The organism is Cupriavidus necator A5-1, from assembly GCF_000744095.1.
In the GTDB taxonomy this organism is placed as follows: Bacteria; Pseudomonadota; Gammaproteobacteria; order Burkholderiales; family Burkholderiaceae; genus Cupriavidus; species Cupriavidus necator_A.
In genome coordinates, this window is sequence record NZ_JQLI01000008.1 from 1,022,129 (window position 1) to 1,036,008 (window position 13,880).

Annotated in this window: 13 protein-coding genes and 2 pseudogenes; 10 read left to right on the plus strand and 5 right to left on the minus strand. The window is 65.8% G+C overall.

The features are described 5' to 3' along the window. Nucleotides 1–867 (plus strand): formate dehydrogenase accessory sulfurtransferase FdhD, encoded by an 867-nt coding sequence (gene fdhD, locus K307_RS28915; RefSeq protein ID WP_042884292.1) that lies wholly within the window; start codon nt 1–3, stop codon nt 865–867. Then, nucleotides 864–1,088, plus strand: a complete 225-nt coding sequence (locus K307_RS28920) for a formate dehydrogenase subunit delta (RefSeq protein WP_042884294.1) — start codon at nt 864–866, stop codon at nt 1,086–1,088. Before fdhD ends, K307_RS28920 begins: the two co-directional genes overlap by 4 nt. Nucleotides 1,089–1,352: 264 nt before the next feature. On the opposite strand, the gene K307_RS28925 is transcribed toward K307_RS28920, so the two are convergent. Then, on the minus strand, nt 1,353–2,048 hold the full coding sequence (locus K307_RS28925; RefSeq protein WP_042884295.1) for a transglycosylase domain-containing protein: 696 nt from the start codon (nt 2,046–2,048) through the stop codon (nt 1,353–1,355). A gap of 57 nt (nt 2,049–2,105) precedes the next feature. Then, on the minus strand, nt 2,106–3,641 hold the full coding sequence (locus K307_RS28930) for an anion permease (protein ID WP_042887517.1): 1,536 nt from the start codon (nt 3,639–3,641) through the stop codon (nt 2,106–2,108). A gap of 428 nt (nt 3,642–4,069) precedes the next feature. On the opposite strand from K307_RS28930, the gene K307_RS28935 reads away from it, so the two are divergent. The 7 genes and pseudogenes from K307_RS28935 to K307_RS49900 all read left to right on the plus strand — a co-directional run. Further along, nucleotides 4,070–4,315 carry an RNA-binding protein gene (locus K307_RS28935; protein ID WP_042887518.1) on the plus strand — a complete coding sequence of 82 codons (246 nt, stop codon included), beginning with the start codon at nt 4,070–4,072 and terminating at the stop codon, nt 4,313–4,315. Nucleotides 4,316–4,366: 51 nt separating this feature from the next. Beyond that, the gene (locus K307_RS28940; RefSeq protein WP_042884296.1) at nt 4,367–5,227 is read left to right on the plus strand and encodes a tyrosine-protein phosphatase; all 861 of its coding nucleotides are present in this window, start codon (nt 4,367–4,369) and stop codon (nt 5,225–5,227) included. A 285-nt stretch (nt 5,228–5,512) separates the two neighbouring features. Then, nucleotides 5,513–7,906, plus strand: a complete 2,394-nt coding sequence (locus tag K307_RS28945) for a DUF3141 domain-containing protein (protein WP_042884298.1) — start codon at nt 5,513–5,515, stop codon at nt 7,904–7,906. 52 nt (nt 7,907–7,958) lie between these two features. After that, on the plus strand, nt 7,959–8,738 hold the full coding sequence (gene fabI / locus K307_RS28950; RefSeq protein ID WP_042884299.1) for an enoyl-ACP reductase FabI: 780 nt from the start codon (nt 7,959–7,961) through the stop codon (nt 8,736–8,738). A 79-nt stretch (nt 8,739–8,817) separates the two neighbouring features. Then, entirely contained in the window at nt 8,818–9,612 is a 795-nt protein-coding gene (locus K307_RS28955; protein ID WP_042884301.1) for a TOBE domain-containing protein, read from the plus strand. 185 nt (nt 9,613–9,797) lie between these two features. Next, nucleotides 9,798–10,397: a LysE/ArgO family amino acid transporter gene (locus K307_RS28960; protein WP_042884303.1), complete on the plus strand. Its 600-nt coding sequence runs from the start codon at nt 9,798–9,800 to the stop codon at nt 10,395–10,397. Nucleotides 10,398–10,413: 16 nt separating this feature from the next. Further along, nucleotides 10,414–10,534, plus strand: a pseudogene (locus K307_RS49900) (adenylate cyclase); the annotation flags it as partial. A gap of 9 nt (nt 10,535–10,543) precedes the next feature. Here K307_RS49900 and K307_RS28965 read toward each other — a convergent pair. Further along, entirely contained in the window at nt 10,544–12,085 is a 1,542-nt protein-coding gene (locus K307_RS28965) for an RNA-guided endonuclease InsQ/TnpB family protein (RefSeq protein ID WP_051975215.1), read from the minus strand. Continuing rightward, on the minus strand, nt 12,066–12,707 hold the full coding sequence (locus K307_RS28970; RefSeq protein WP_042884305.1) for an IS607 family transposase: 642 nt from the start codon (nt 12,705–12,707) through the stop codon (nt 12,066–12,068). Before K307_RS28970 ends, K307_RS28965 begins: the two co-directional genes overlap by 20 nt. 56 nt (nt 12,708–12,763) lie before the next feature. On the opposite strand from K307_RS28970, the pseudogene K307_RS28975 reads away from it, so the two are divergent. Continuing rightward, a pseudogene (locus K307_RS28975) lies at nt 12,764–13,180 on the plus strand (class IV adenylate cyclase); the annotation flags it as partial. Here K307_RS28975 and K307_RS28980 read toward each other — a convergent pair. Beyond that, nucleotides 13,150–13,872, minus strand: a complete 723-nt coding sequence (locus tag K307_RS28980) for an ATP-binding cassette domain-containing protein (RefSeq protein WP_042884307.1) — start codon at nt 13,870–13,872, stop codon at nt 13,150–13,152. The pseudogene K307_RS28975 and the gene K307_RS28980 sit on opposite strands and share 31 nt — an antisense overlap. Between the last annotated feature and the right edge of the window lie 8 nt (nt 13,873–13,880).

Sequence of the window (13,880 nt, forward strand, 5' to 3'; positions counted from 1 at the left end):
ATGATGCGCTGCATGCAGTCACCGGAGATCGATCCGGCCACGTCGGAAGACGCCGTGCCGGCTACGCACAGCACCTTCGCGGTCAACCGCTGGCGCCAGGGCGAAATCATGCTGAGCCCGGATGAAGTGGCCGAGGAAGTGCCGGTCGCGCTGGAGTACAACGGCATTTCGCACGCGGTGATGCTGGCGACGCCGGCCGACCTGGAGGACTTTGCGCTGGGCTTCAGCCTGAGCGAGGGCATTGTGTCCGCGCCGCGCGATGTCTATGACATCGAGGTCGAGATGCGCGAGCACGGTATCGCGGTGCGGCTGGAGATTGCGTCGGAAGCCTTCATGCAGCTCAAGGACCGCCGCCGCTCGCTCGCGGGTCGCACCGGCTGCGGGCTGTGCGGCACCGAGTCGCTGGAGCAGGTGATGCGCATGCCGGCGCCGGTGCGCAGCGATGCCAGCTTCCACACCGACGTGATCCAGGCTGCGTTTGTGCAGCTGCAATTGCGACAGGAGTTGCAGCGCCACACCGGCGCCACGCACGCCGCGGCGTGGCTGCGCGCAGACGGTCATGTCTCGCTGGTGCGCGAGGATGTGGGGCGCCACAATGCGCTGGACAAGCTGGCGGGCGCGCTGGCGCGCAGCGGCGAGGATATCGCCAGCGGCGCGGTGCTGGTGACCAGCCGTGCGAGCTATGAAATGGTGCTGAAGACTGCGGCCATCGGCGCCGGCCTGCTGGCGGCAGTGTCTGCGCCCACTGCGCTGGCTGTACGGCTGGCCGAGCAGTCGAACATCACGCTGGCCGGCTTCGTGCGCGCGGGTGCGCACGTGGTGTACGCCCATCCCCAACGTTTGCAACACGAAGCGAGCCTGGCATGAATGTCGATAACCTGATTACCATGGCCAACCAGATTGGCAGCTTCTTCGAGGCGATGCCGGATCGGGAGGAGGCTGTTTCGGATATTGCCGGGCATATCAAGCGGTTTTGGGAGCCGCGGATGCGGAGGGCGTTGCTTGGGCATGTGGATGCCGAGGCAGGCGGTGGGCTGCTTGAGATTGTGCAGGAGGCGGTGGGGAGGTATCGGGGGATGTTGGAGTGAGGGGTGGTGTGGCTAACATCTTGTCGGATGATCAACGGCCCGCGTTGCTGGTGACATGTTGCCGTTGTTGAACCGCTCTGTTCCGCCCTCCTGGGGGGTCACTTTTTGTCCGAGCGACAAAAAGTAACCAAAAAGCGCCTCGCCTGCGGCTGGCCTTTTATCAAGGAGGCGGCGTGGGTGGCGCGGGCGGCGGTGATTTCCCTTTTTATGGGATGAGCCGTTCGACCCTGCTACGCGAGGTGAGTCAGTGACAGGCCCGCACTTTCACCTAAGCCTCAACGGCTCCAACAACGCACTGTCATACTCTCCCCGCGAAATCCTCCCAAGCTCCAGCATCCGATGCAGGATATAAGCCTGCCGCTGCCGCGCTCGCCTGGGGTTGGCCACGGGGTTGTTGGCCGAGGGTGCCTTCGGCAACCCCGCCAACATCGCACACTCCGCCAACGTCAGCTGCTCCAGCGGCTTGCCGAAATAAGTCCGCGCCGCATCGGCAAAGCCATACGCCCCCTGGCCCAGGTAGATCTTGTTCATATACAGCTCAAGGATCTCATCCTTGCTCAGCGCCTTCTCGATCCGGTAGGACAGCAGCACCTCATAGAGCTTGCGCGTATAGGTCTTGTCGCGAGACAGGTAGAAATTCCGTGCCACCTGCATGGTGATGGTCGACGCCCCTTGCGACAGGTCATCCGACAGGTTGGCAATCCCCGCTCGGATCACACCGACATAGTCAATCCCGTCATGCACATAGAACCGCTCGTCCTCGATCGCGATCACCGCGTCGGTCAGCTCGCGCGGGATCTTGTCGAAGGGCACGTAGTCGGGCGTGCGGCGGAACGCAGTGAGCGCATCGAGCGACGGCAATTGCCGGTCGACAGCCAGGATGGCAATAATGGCGAGCAGCGTGCCGCCAATCACGGCGAGCACCAGCAGCTTGATGAAGGCGGACCAGAGGCTTTTCATATCCGCATATTGTGCCAGTGCGCGACGGCGAGGTCGCCAAACCGCCGCCGCCGCTCCCTACACCCAGCCCAGCCAGCGCCAGTACGTCGCCGCGAACAGCAGCATCATGGCGTAGCCGACGATGGTGACCGGGATGCCGATGCGCGCGAACTGCCGGCCGTTGAAGGTCTCGGTGCCCAGGCACACCATGTTCTGCGGCGCGTTGATCGGCAGGATAAAGCCAAAGCTCACGGTGTAGCCCAGCAGCATGGTCATGCCGACGCGGTTGATGTCGCCCGGCAGCGTCTGCAGCACCGAGATCAGGATCGGCAGCATCGCCGCGGTCAGCGCGGTCGCACTGGCAAAGCCCAGGTGGATCAGGATCAGGAAGGCGGCAAGGATGGCGAACACCATCACCGGCCCCTGCGTGGCCAGGCCCGAATGCGCGACCACGAACTTGCCGAGCCACTGGCCGGCCTGCGTGCTCAGCAGCGCAGTGCCCAGGCTGATGCCGACGCCGAACACGATCAGCGTGCCCCACGGCGTGCGTTGCTGCATGGTCTTCCAGTCCATCACGCCGATGCGCGGCAGCATCAGGATCACCAGCCCGACGAAGGTCACGGTGGCGGTGTCGAAGCTGTGCAGCTTGCCTTCGGTGGCCCAGAACAGCAGCAGCCCGATCGAGACCGCGGCCAGGCGCTTCTGCGGCGCGGTCATGGGCCCGAGCGCGGACAGTTCGCGCTGCACCGCTTCCTTGCCGCCGGGGATGGCGTCGGTCTCGGCAGGCAGCAGGAAGCGCACCAGGAAATACAGCACCACCGACATCAGGATGGCCCAGGGCGCGCCCGCGATCAGCCATTGCAGCCAGGTGATGCGCTCGCCCAGCAGCTTGTCCATGAAGCCCACGGTCAGCAGGTTCTGCGCCGCGGCGGTCTGGATGCCGACGTTCCAGATGCTGGTGGCCTGCGCCACCGTGATCATGATGCCGGCGGCGATATTGGACTTCTTGTCGACACCGAAGGCGGCGATCACGCCCATCATGATCGGCACCACGCAGGCGCTGCGCGCGGTGGCGCTCGGCACCACCAGGCTCAGCGCGATGGTGACGGCGATGGTGCCGACCAGGATGCGGCGCGTGCTGGTGCCGATGGCCGACAGCGTCACCAGCGCGATGCGGCGGTCCAGCCCGGTCACGGTCATCGCCGCCGAGATAAACAGCGCCGCGGCGACCAGCGCCAGCGCGGTGTTGGAGAAGCCGGCCAGTGCCATGCCCAGCGCGCGTGAGGTGCCGTACAGCACGTTGGGGTCGTTGACGGTCGGCGCAAAGCCGATCAGCCCCGCCATCAGCGAGGTGATCATGATCGCGCTGGTCTCGTACGAGACCGCTTCGGTGATCCACACCACGATGGCAAAGGCCAGGATCGCGAGCATGCGGTGGCCGGCGACGGCCAGGCCTTCAGGCAGCGGGATCGCCAGCACGCCGATCAGCACGGCGACGGCGACATAGAGGCCCCAGTGCAGCGTCACCTTGGGCGCGGCTGGGACGACTGCTGCAGTGGGCGGGGCGGGCGGCAGGGGGGAGGCCGCGGAGGCGGGGGAGGAAGGGTCGGGCATCGCCGTCATCCTTGTGGTTGATGATCCTGGTCGGACACCACGGCACGGACGGCTCTCGGCGATCGGGCGGCACACCGGCGCGAGGTACCGGCGGGTTGCCGGTGCGGCGGGCAATGTCGGTCGCGAGATGGCATCCGCGTTGTGAGTGCTGCAAGCGGCCGGGCTTTTGACGCGGCCGCCGCGTCGACATGATAGGAATTTTCCGATGTGACGAGGGCGGCTGTCGAGGCCGCGCGGCGCCTGTTTGCGCCGGCCATGACGTAGATCAAGCTCTGCTTTGGGCGACGGATTTCTGCGGCACTTCCGGGATCCCACCTATAAACGCAGGCGCTGCAAGGCCCGGCGGTGGTTGCCGGACCTCATGCGCACCGCTGCCTCGCGCGGGTGATGCACGCGTCGGGGTGATCTGAAATAATTGGAGCCGAATGATGAAGGTTTTAGTACGCGGGCTGAAAGCAGGACTCAGTGCAACGGCGCTGCGCAAGGCACTCGCACGATACGCCAGCATCCGCTCGGTGGAGCTGGTGGAGGCCGGCGACCCGAAGCATCCGTGGGCGTGGGTCGATATCGACGCCAGCGCACTCGCGGTATGGAAGCTGGTGGCGAAGCTGGACCGGCGCTATATCGCCGGGTGCCACCTGCGCTGGCATGTGCCGGCCTACCGGAGCCGCTGAACTTGCTGCAGCGCACGAGCCCGCCTCGACAAGAACAGTCAGGGAACAACAATGATCAAGTGGATTCACCGGGCGGGCCTGCTGCACGCCCATGCGGTCGTGCCGCCGGCACCGGCCGCCGGCATCGACGGGGCTGTCAGTGACAACATGAACGGCACTGCCAGCAACGCCAGCCAGGCAGAGCTTATTTTCGACACCATCAGCAACGCGCGCGACCTTGGCGGCCTGGCCGGCGCCGATGGCCGCCGCGTGCGCCACGGCCGGCTGTACCGCAGCGGCAACCCGGCGCTGGCCAGCGCCGCGGATCTTGACCGGCTGCATGCGCTGGCACTCGACATGGTGGTGGACTTCCGCTCGCCCGGCGAGAAATCGCCGGACGAGGCCGCCTTCGGCCAGCGCTTCCGCTGGATGGCGGTGCCGGTGCTGGACGGCAGCATGGCGATGGATGTGCTGATGCCGCGTCTGCGCGCCAGCACGCCGGCGCAGATAGACGCCTTCATGCTGGCTCTCTACCGCGACTTCCCGGGGCGCTACCGCGACGCCTTCGCCGGCTTCATGCGCACCGCGCAGGGCGGCAAGACGCTGCTGTTCCACTGCACCGCGGGCAAGGACCGCACCGGCTTTGCCTCGCTGCTGCTGCTGGCGGCGCTGGGCGTGGCGCAGGACGACATTCTGGCCAACTACCTGGAATCGAACCGGCGCAACGCGCAGTTCAATGAGACCGCGCTGGCGCGGATGGCGCAGCTCGGTGTGCCGGCTGAAGTGATGATGCCGCTGCTGGAAGTCCGCGCCAGCTATCTCGATGCCTCGGTGCAGGCCATCGAGCAGGGGTGGGGCAGCCTGGACAACTACCTGCGGGACGCGCTGGAAGTCGACGTCGCGCAACTGCGCGAACACTATCTGGTTGGCTGAAGCGCGGCCTGCCTACTATCCCTAGGTCCGTCCAGTTTCAAGCAGGGCGGGCGGGGCACCGGTTTGCTGCAATGCGCAAGCGCAATCGGCCAGTATAGGCGACGAACTTATCGCTGTGATGACAGGCTCGGGCGGCCCGCCGTGCGGCTTCACGCACCACCCGTTCCCGGCTTGCAGCACCCCCAAGCGGCTGCTAGGCTTGTTGAGTTGCAATGCAACATGCGTCACCCCGGCTGCGCCGACTGCGCGCGCATGCCTGGCGCGGCGCCAACAGGGGGAAGTGGCATGACCGCACGCATACCCGCCGGGCCGCCGCAGGGCGGCTCCGCAACAACACCCTCCACCACCCAGCCTGCAGGCGCCGCAAATCCGTTCGCGGCACTAGGCCAGCCGGCGCTGGAATATTTCACCGACGCCTGGCAGCGGACCGTGCTGCTGCTCGATATCCTGCGCCAGCGCGGCAACGAGTCCGCCGAGCATGAGCGCGAAGGCATGCCGGCCGTGCTGGTGTTCGAACACGAACTGCTGGCCGACGGCCGCGAACTGCCCGAGCCCGTCAACTACGCGCTGCTGCGCATCGTGCCGCCGGCGGAGAGCCCGACCGATCCCACCAAGCGCGCCTTCGTGGTGATCGACCCGCGCGCGGGCCACGGCCCCGGCATCGGCGGCTTCAAGGCCGACAGCGAGATCGGCATCGCGCTGCGCAGCGGGCATCCCTGCTACTTCGTCACCTTCTTCCAGGAGCCCTGCCCGGGGCAGACCATCGAATCGGTGGCGCGCGCCGAGGCCGCCTTTCTGAAAATTGTCGGCGAGCGCCACCCGGACGCACCGGGCAAGCCCTTCGTGGTCGGCAACTGCCAGGCCGGCTGGGCGCTGATGATCCTGGCGGCGGTCGCGCCCGAGCGCACCGGGCCGCTGCTGGTGGCGGGCGCGCCGCTGGCGTACTGGTCGGGCGTGCGCGGGCGCAACCCGATGCGCTACAGCGGTGGGCTGCTGGGCGGCTCCTGGCTGGCCTCGCTGACCGCCGACATGGGCAATGGCCGCTTCGACGGTGCCTGGCTGGTGCAGAACTTCGAGCAGCTCAATCCCGCCAACACGCTGTGGCAGAAGCTTTACGACGTCTACGCCAAGGCCGATACCGAAGGCCCGCGCTTCCTGGAATTCGAGCGCTGGTGGGGCGGCCACTTCCTGATGAACCGCGAAGAGATCGACTGGATCGTGCAGAACCTGTTCGTCGGCAACCGGCTGACCGCGGGCGAGGTGCGCGGCAGCGACGGCAAGACCGAGGTGGACCTGCGCAACATTCGCTCGCCGGTGATCGTGTTCGCGTCCTGGGGGGACAACATCACGCCGCCGCAACAGGCGCTGAACTGGATCCCGGACCTGTACCCCACCGACGCAGAGCTGGTCGCCAACGACCAGGTGATCGTCTACTGCCTGCACCCGACCGTGGGCCACCTGGGCATCTTCGTTTCCGCCGGCGTGGCCAACCGCGAGCACAGCGAGCTGTTCTGCGCGCTGGACCTGATCGACGTGCTGCCGCCGGGCCTGTACGAGGCCAGGATCGAGGACGTCGCGCCCGACCTGCGGCACCGCGACCTGGTCGAAGGGCGCTACCTGATCCGCTTCGAGCGCCGCAGCGTGGCCGATATCCTGGCGCTGGACGATGGCCGCGACGATGAGCGCCCCTTCGAGGTGGTGCGCCGCGTGGCCGAGATCAACCAGCACATCTACGACACCTTCGCTTCGCCGTGGGTGCGCGCGATGTCCAATGCATTCAGCGCGCAGTGGATGCGCGCGCTGCACCCCGCGCGGCTGGAGCGCGCGGTGGCGACCGACATGAACCCGTGGATGGCCTGGATCGGCGCGATGGCGCCGATGGTGCGCGCGAACCGCACGCCGGTATCGCCGGACAATCCGTTGCTGACGATGGAGAAGGCGGCCTCGGCGCAGATCATCAGCGTGCTCGACCAGTTCCGCGATGCACGCGACGCCTGGTACGAGCGCGCCTTCGAGGCGATCTACGACTCGCCGGTGATGGCGGCGCTGGTGGGCCTGCGCGCGCAGGCGCCAGTCAACGTGGAATCGCCCGTCACCGTGGCGCTGCGCAAGGAGCTGGCGGAGCGCCGGCTGCGCGATGCCGAGGCGGCGATCGGGCAGGGCGGCCCGCTGGAAGCCTTCGTGCGCGTGCTGGCCTATGTGGCCGACCGCCCGAGTTCCATCGAGGAACGCCCCTTCAACCTGCTGCGCCGCATGGCGCGCGAGCAGCCCGAGGGCGCGGGGCATGCCGACCTGGCGACCTTCAAGGCGGCGGTGCGCCAGCAGAGCTTTATCGTGCGACTCGATCCGAAGCGGGCGATCCAGGCGTTGCCGGTACTGGTGGCGGATCGCGACACGCGCCGCAAGCTGATGATGGCGGCGCATCGCGTGATGACGGTCAACGGCCCGCTGGATGGCGAGCGGCTGGCGCGCTATCGCGAGGTCGCCGAGGTGATGGGCACCGGGCATGCGCCGGAGGCTGCGGATAACGCCGGGCCTGCCGCCGGGGCCGAGGCAGAGGAGCGCGCGCAGGAGGCGGCATCGCCCGACGAGCATAAGCAGGCCGCCAAGCCGCAGGCGTCGCGCGCAGTGCCGCCGCGCAAGCCGGCTGCGGGCACGCCACCGCGGCCGCGCAACTGAGCGCTGCAATCGAATACACATTCGCGAAAGACGTCATCCCCGGAGCCACGCCATGGTCAACGTATCCAATCCGCCCCTGAAAGATGCTCGCGTGCTGGTGGTCGGCGTGGCCAATGCCGATTCAATCGCGTGGGGCTGCGCAAAAGCGTTTCGCGAACTCGGCGCGCAGGTCGCCATGACCTACCTGAACGACAAGGCCTACCCGCATGTGGCACCGCTGGCCGAGGCCGTGCAGGCGCCGATCCTGATGCCGCTCAATGTGGAAGACGCCGGGCAGATGGAGGCACTGTTTGCACGCATCGACAGCGTGTGGGGCGGCCTCGACTCGGTGGTGCATTCGGTCGCGTTCGCACCCAAGGCCGACCTGCAGGGCGGCCTGCTGAACTCGTCGGCGGAGGGCTTTGCGCGCGCCATGGATGTCTCGTGCCATTCGTTCATCCGCATGGCGCGCCATGCGGTGCCGCTGATGAAGGAAGGCGGCACGCTGTTCGCGATGAGCTATGAAGGCGCCAACCGCGTGGTGCCCAACTACGACCTGATGGGGCCGGTCAAGGCCGCGCTGGAAGCGAGCTGCCGCTACCTGGCACACGAGCTGGGACCGAAGGGCATCCGCGTCCATGCGATCTCTCCAGGGCCGCTGAAGACGCGCGCGGCGTCGGGGCTGAAGGACTTCGACCTGCTGCTGGCCGAAGCCGCCGGGCGCGCGCCGCTGGGCGAGCTGGTCGACATCATGGACGTGGGCTTTGCCACCGCCTACCTGGCCACGCCGTATGCGCGGCGCCTCTCCGGCAATACGATGTACGTGGATGGCGGCGTGCACATCATGGCGTAGGGCCTCGAACGGGCGCGGAATCGGATTACCATAGCCGCGTTTCCCACTTCTTCGCGGCGCCTGCGGGCGCCCCGCAACCATGCTCGAACTCCAGGGAGCCATCTGGTTCCGCTCCGGCTCGCAAGACTGGGGCGGCAAGGACCGCATCGCGCTGCTCGCCGCGATCGGCGAACACGGCTCGATCACCGCGGCCGCGCGCGCCGTCGGCATCAGCTACAAGGCCGCGTGGGATGCCATTGACGCGATGAACAACAGCGCCGGCGAGCCGCTGGTGGTGCGCGCCGCCGGCGGCAAGGGCGGCGGCGGCACGCGGCTGACCGAGCGCGGCGAGCAACTGATCCGCACCTATCGTGCGCTCGAGGATGAGCACCGGCGCTTTCTTTCGCAGCTGTCTCGTCTGGGCGAAGGCGCGGCCGAGGATATCCATCTGATGAGGAGGATGATGATCAAGACCAGTGCGAGGAACAAGCTGTTCGGGCGCGTTGCCAGCGTGCGCGGCGGCGCGGTCAATGATGAGGTCGTGCTGGACTTGCCAGGCGGTCAGCAGGTGGTCGCCACCATCACGCATGAAAGTGTCGAGACGCTGGAGCTGGCTGAAGGTGTCGAAGCGTTTGCGCTGATCAAGGCGTCTTCGGTGCTGGTGGGATTGCCGGATCCGGGGATGCGGTTGTCGGCGCGCAATCAGTTGCCTGGGGTGGTGTCGCGGGTGATGCCGGGGGCAGTGAATGCCGAAGTGGTGATCGAGCTGGATGGTGGCGGCACGATTGCGGCGATCGTGACCAATGGGAGTGTGAAGACGCTGGGGCTGCAAGTGGGTGTGCCTGCGGTGGCGGTGTTCAAGGCCTCTAGTGTGATTCTCGGCGTGGTGGGGTAGCGCGCCGAATCGATCCCAGAGTCATCGCCTGCCGGCGGTTTGCTCCCCTCTCCCGCATGCGGGAGAGGGGCAGGGGGAGAGGGCAGGCCTTAGGCAAGCACGACAAGCCTCAAGATGCTGCAACAAGCGGCGCAAGGGTTGCATGCAATAATAAGCACCCAAAAAAAACAGCCGTTCCACAACCAATGCACGCCGCCCTGGCCGGCTTCTCCCTCGGCCTTTCCCTTACCCTTGCCATCGGTTCCCAAAATGCCTTCGTACTGCGACAAGGATTGCGCCGTGAGCATATGTTCTGGGTCTGCCTGGTGTGCGCACTCTCGGATGCGCTGCTGATCCTGCTGGGCGTGTCCGGATTTGCCGTGATGATCCGCAAGCTGCCGTGGCTGGATACGGCGATGCGCTATGGCGGCGCGGCCTTCCTGATCTGGTATGGCGCGCGCAGTTTCCTGGCGGCGTGGCGCTCGAGCGCGGTGCTGGACCCGAGTGATGCCGCACCACGCCCGCTGGGCGCGACGCTGGCGGTATGCCTCGCCTTCACCTGGCTCAATCCCCACGTGTACCTCGACACGGTGATGCTGATCGGCTCGGTGTCGACGCAGTTCGCCGGACACGCGACGGAATTCGCCGCGGGCGCGATGACCGCCTCGTTCCTGTTTTTCTTTTCGCTGGGCTATGGCGCGGCGCTGCTGCGCCCGGTGTTTGCGCGCCCGCGCGCATGGCAGGTGCTGGAAGTGGTGATCGGTATCACCATGTGGGTGATTGCCGCGCGCCTGCTGCTCGGCTGATTGCACAGAGATCCGTATGCCAAGAAACGTAGAGATCAAGGCCCGCATCGACAGCGTGGAGGCAGTGCTGCCTCGCGCCGCGGCACTGGCCGATCGAGGTCCCGAATACATCCGCCAGGACGATACCTTTTTCCGCTCTTCCAAATCTAAGCAAGCCTACGCATCGCTGATGGCGACGTCTTTGCAGATTTGGACGCGCGGTCACCAACCCGAGCGCGCGGTAACGCGCGCATTCGCTGCCGGTACTCCGGCAGGCGCATTGAATTCACATTGGCGCCCCCTCTCGGGACTCCCGTCCATCCTTGCGGATGGAATCGCCAATCACACCGCCCGATAATCTGAACGGGGCCCGAGCAGGGCAGATGGGAGCAGTCCACAGCGTCGCCGACTTGCGTCAGCAGCCGCCGCAGACCGTTTTGACAGGCATTCTCGTCGCGCAGGTGGCAGGTGCCGCAGCCCGGGCAATCCCACTCCCGAATTGCGGGCGCTATCCCGCCCTCGACAACGTGACCACACGCATGGCACGTTCGCGTGGTGCCGGTTTCATCCAGCACCAGCGCATGCTTTCTGGAGCGCGTCGCGACCCACGAGAGAATGTCCTTGAATGCACCGTGCATCGTTCTGTTTCTTACCGCGCGGTTGTATTTGCGGCCCTTGCCGTGGTTGGTGTTCTCCGGCACGTAGTTGCCGATCCCAATCACGTCGTAGTGCCTGCAGAGTTGGTTCGCCAGCGAATACATGAAGTGCTTTTTCTGTTCTCGCACTTTGGTTTGCATTCGCTCCACAGCGTCGTCCAAACGCTTCCAGCGGCGACTGGGACGCCAATGCGTCGACACCGTGCCATCGCCGTGGACGGTATCTACCCACAGCGACTTTGCTATGCACCGGTCACGCAGACTCGTTAGCCGATCGAGAATGCGCTCCGACTCCTTCAACTTCTCAAGATTGGACAATTCGAAGGCGCGCCCCTCAGTATCCAGAGCGTAGCCAAAGTTCTTCAGGTTCGGATCGATGTAGACCACGCGCGTGCCGCGTTGCCTGGCCTTCTTCTGCCCCTTGAACGTGAACACAGCGAAATAGCGGTCGCGGCCCTCGCGGACGATCCGGCAAGTGCGAGCGCTCGCGATCTCCTTGGGTGTCTTCTCCATCTTCAGGCGCAGCGACAGCCGCTGTCCTTGCGCGTTCGCGCCGAACGACAGGTTGAGCCAACCGAACTGGGAAACATTCCAGCCTTTGCCTGGCTCGTCGTATTCCAGGCTCATCCAGTGCTTGGCCCATGCCTTGTACTTGACCCAGCCCACGTCTGGGCCGCAGCGCTGTCCATTCTTCGACTTTCGATGCGAGGCAATGGCCTTGGCCATGCGCAGCGCGACATTCTTCAGCGGTGAAGAAAACACGCAGCGCAAGAACGGATGACGCTCCTTGAGCGGCGGCACGAGGTTGCGAAGCCCGATCTCGGAATAGACCTCCGACAGGAGCTTCTTGGTTCGCGCCTCATCAAGATAGCCATAGCCGCCGACGATGGACAACTCCGCCATGCGCGTCTCGACTTCGTCCTTGAGTCGATTCCATAGCCAGTTGCAGATTTTGGATTGCCCGTCGAGCTTGCCCGCAGCATCAGCGTCCACCACCAGACGGACCTTCCTCGCGAACTGGATAGTGGTGGGATCAGCCCTCTTGAATGGCATCTGCAGCCTCTTTCAGGGCTTTCATGGCGTGACGATTCTTGTGGGAACGGCTGCCATAGAGGCGCGCCGAAAAGACGGTAATGATCTCAAGCACGTCGCAGGCAAGATCCTCCTCATACGTCGAATCGCCTTTGGCATTGATGATGACGACTTCCGTTCCGAATTGCTCGCACAGAGCAAAAACGAACTCTGCACCAAATCGCAAGAGCCGGTCCTTGTGTGTGATGACAAGCCGATCAACGCCTCCGGCACAGATACGTTTGAGCAGTTGCTTGAGGCCCTTCTTCTCATAGCTCATGCCGGAGCCGAGATCCCGGATGAGTTCGAAGGGCCATCCCTTCGCAGCGCAGAACGACTCCAGCACCTGGCACTGACGCTCCAGATCGGCCTTCTGGTCGTGGCTGGAAACGCGCGCATAGGCGAGCGTAGTACGCCCGCGCTCTGCTTCCTCGACCTTCTTGCCGGCCAACTCCATTAGAGCGGTCAAATTATAGCGACGATGACCACCCGGAGTCCGATCGGCGGAGATCTTCCCGTCGAACTCCCATCGGCGAAGCGTGCCAGGGTGGATGCCCAGCATCGCGCACGCCTCCTTCATCGTAACTTTAGCAAGTATGCTCATGGGTGATAATAATTGCACACCTATAAGCAGTTTACAAGGGGCTGCTCACTTGCCCCTGCGCCAACGGGCGGCTCAAGCTGCGCGAGTTCGCGCCCGACCATGGCGAGCTGATCTTCTATGCGCGCGCTGACGAGGCTGGGCCCAAGGAGAGCTTCTACATCCTGTCGCCGACGCGTTCCCCGGATACGTTGCGCGCCGCGCTGGCCGCCGCGCATGGCGAAGGCGGGCGCGTGCGCAAGCTGCGCACGCTCTACCTGGCCGGCCGCACCCGTGTGCACCTGGACCGGGTCGAGGCGCTGGGCGATTTCCTGGAGCTGGAAGTGGTGCTGGCCGACGAGGAAAGCGTGGAGGATGGCGTGGCCGAGGCGCACGCGCTGCTGGCGCGGCTCGGCATCGCGGCGTCGAACCTGATCGAAGGCGCCTACGTCGACCTGCTGCGCGCTCAGGCCACGCGCGCCGATACCGGCGCGTAGACCGGCGGATGGTGGCGGCTGGTGCCGCTGCCGAAGATGCGACCCTCGCGGATTTCCAGCACGTGGTCGCCCAGGGCCTCCACGTCGGCGGGATCGTGCGAGATCACCAGCATCGGCACATCTAGGCTGGCCTGCAGCGCGCGCAGCTCGGCGCGCATGCGCGCGCGCAGCGCGGGGTCCAGTGCGGAGAAGGGTTCGTCCAGCAGCACGATATCCGGCTGCGCCACCAGCGCACGCGCCAGCGCCACGCGCTGCTTCTGGCCGCCGGAGATCTCGGCGGGGTAGTTGCCGACGATATCGGCCAGGCCGAAGGCATCGATCCAGCGCTGTGCTTCCGGATGCATCGCGCCGCGGCGCGGATTGCGCCAGCCGCGCAACAGGCCGAAGGCAACGTTCTGGCCCACGGTCAGGTGCGGGAACAGCGCATATTCCTGGAACAGGTAGGCCACGCGGCGGTCCTGCGGCCGTATGTCGATGCCGGCCTCAGCATCGAACAGCGTGCGCTCGTTCAGCACGATGCGGCCGCTGTCGGGCGCCAGCAAGCCGGCAATGGCCCGCAGCGTCAGGCTCTTGCCCGCGCCCGAGGGGCCGAACAGCGCGATGCGGCGGCTCTCCGAATCGAAATCGATATCGAGCGCGAAATGCCGGTCGGCCGACACCATCTGCTTGCGGATGCTGACATGCATGCTCATGGTGTAAC

Excerpts from the sequence above, each read along its gene's own strand:
- fdhD (WP_042884292.1), top strand. The coding sequence starts at position 1 with ATGATGCGCTGCATGCAGTCACCGGAGATCGATCCGGCCACGTCGGAA.
- K307_RS28920 (WP_042884294.1), top strand. The coding sequence starts at position 864 with ATGAATGTCGATAACCTGATTACCATGGCCAACCAGATTGGCAGCTTC.
- K307_RS28925 (WP_042884295.1), bottom strand. The coding sequence starts at position 2,048 with ATGAAAAGCCTCTGGTCCGCCTTCATCAAGCTGCTGGTGCTCGCCGTG.
- K307_RS28930 (WP_042887517.1), bottom strand. The coding sequence starts at position 3,641 with ATGCCCGACCCTTCCTCCCCCGCCTCCGCGGCCTCCCCCCTGCCGCCC.
- K307_RS28935 (WP_042887518.1), top strand. The coding sequence starts at position 4,070 with ATGAAGGTTTTAGTACGCGGGCTGAAAGCAGGACTCAGTGCAACGGCG.
- K307_RS28940 (WP_042884296.1), top strand. The coding sequence starts at position 4,367 with ATGATCAAGTGGATTCACCGGGCGGGCCTGCTGCACGCCCATGCGGTC.
- K307_RS28945 (WP_042884298.1), top strand. The coding sequence starts at position 5,513 with ATGACCGCACGCATACCCGCCGGGCCGCCGCAGGGCGGCTCCGCAACA.
- fabI (WP_042884299.1), top strand. The coding sequence starts at position 7,959 with ATGGTCAACGTATCCAATCCGCCCCTGAAAGATGCTCGCGTGCTGGTG.
- K307_RS28955 (WP_042884301.1), top strand. The coding sequence starts at position 8,818 with ATGCTCGAACTCCAGGGAGCCATCTGGTTCCGCTCCGGCTCGCAAGAC.
- K307_RS28960 (WP_042884303.1), top strand. The coding sequence starts at position 9,798 with ATGCACGCCGCCCTGGCCGGCTTCTCCCTCGGCCTTTCCCTTACCCTT.
- K307_RS28965 (WP_051975215.1), bottom strand. The coding sequence starts at position 12,085 with ATGCCATTCAAGAGGGCTGATCCCACCACTATCCAGTTCGCGAGGAAG.
- K307_RS28970 (WP_042884305.1), bottom strand. The coding sequence starts at position 12,707 with ATGAGCATACTTGCTAAAGTTACGATGAAGGAGGCGTGCGCGATGCTG.
- K307_RS28980 (WP_042884307.1), bottom strand. The coding sequence starts at position 13,872 with ATGAGCATGCATGTCAGCATCCGCAAGCAGATGGTGTCGGCCGACCGG.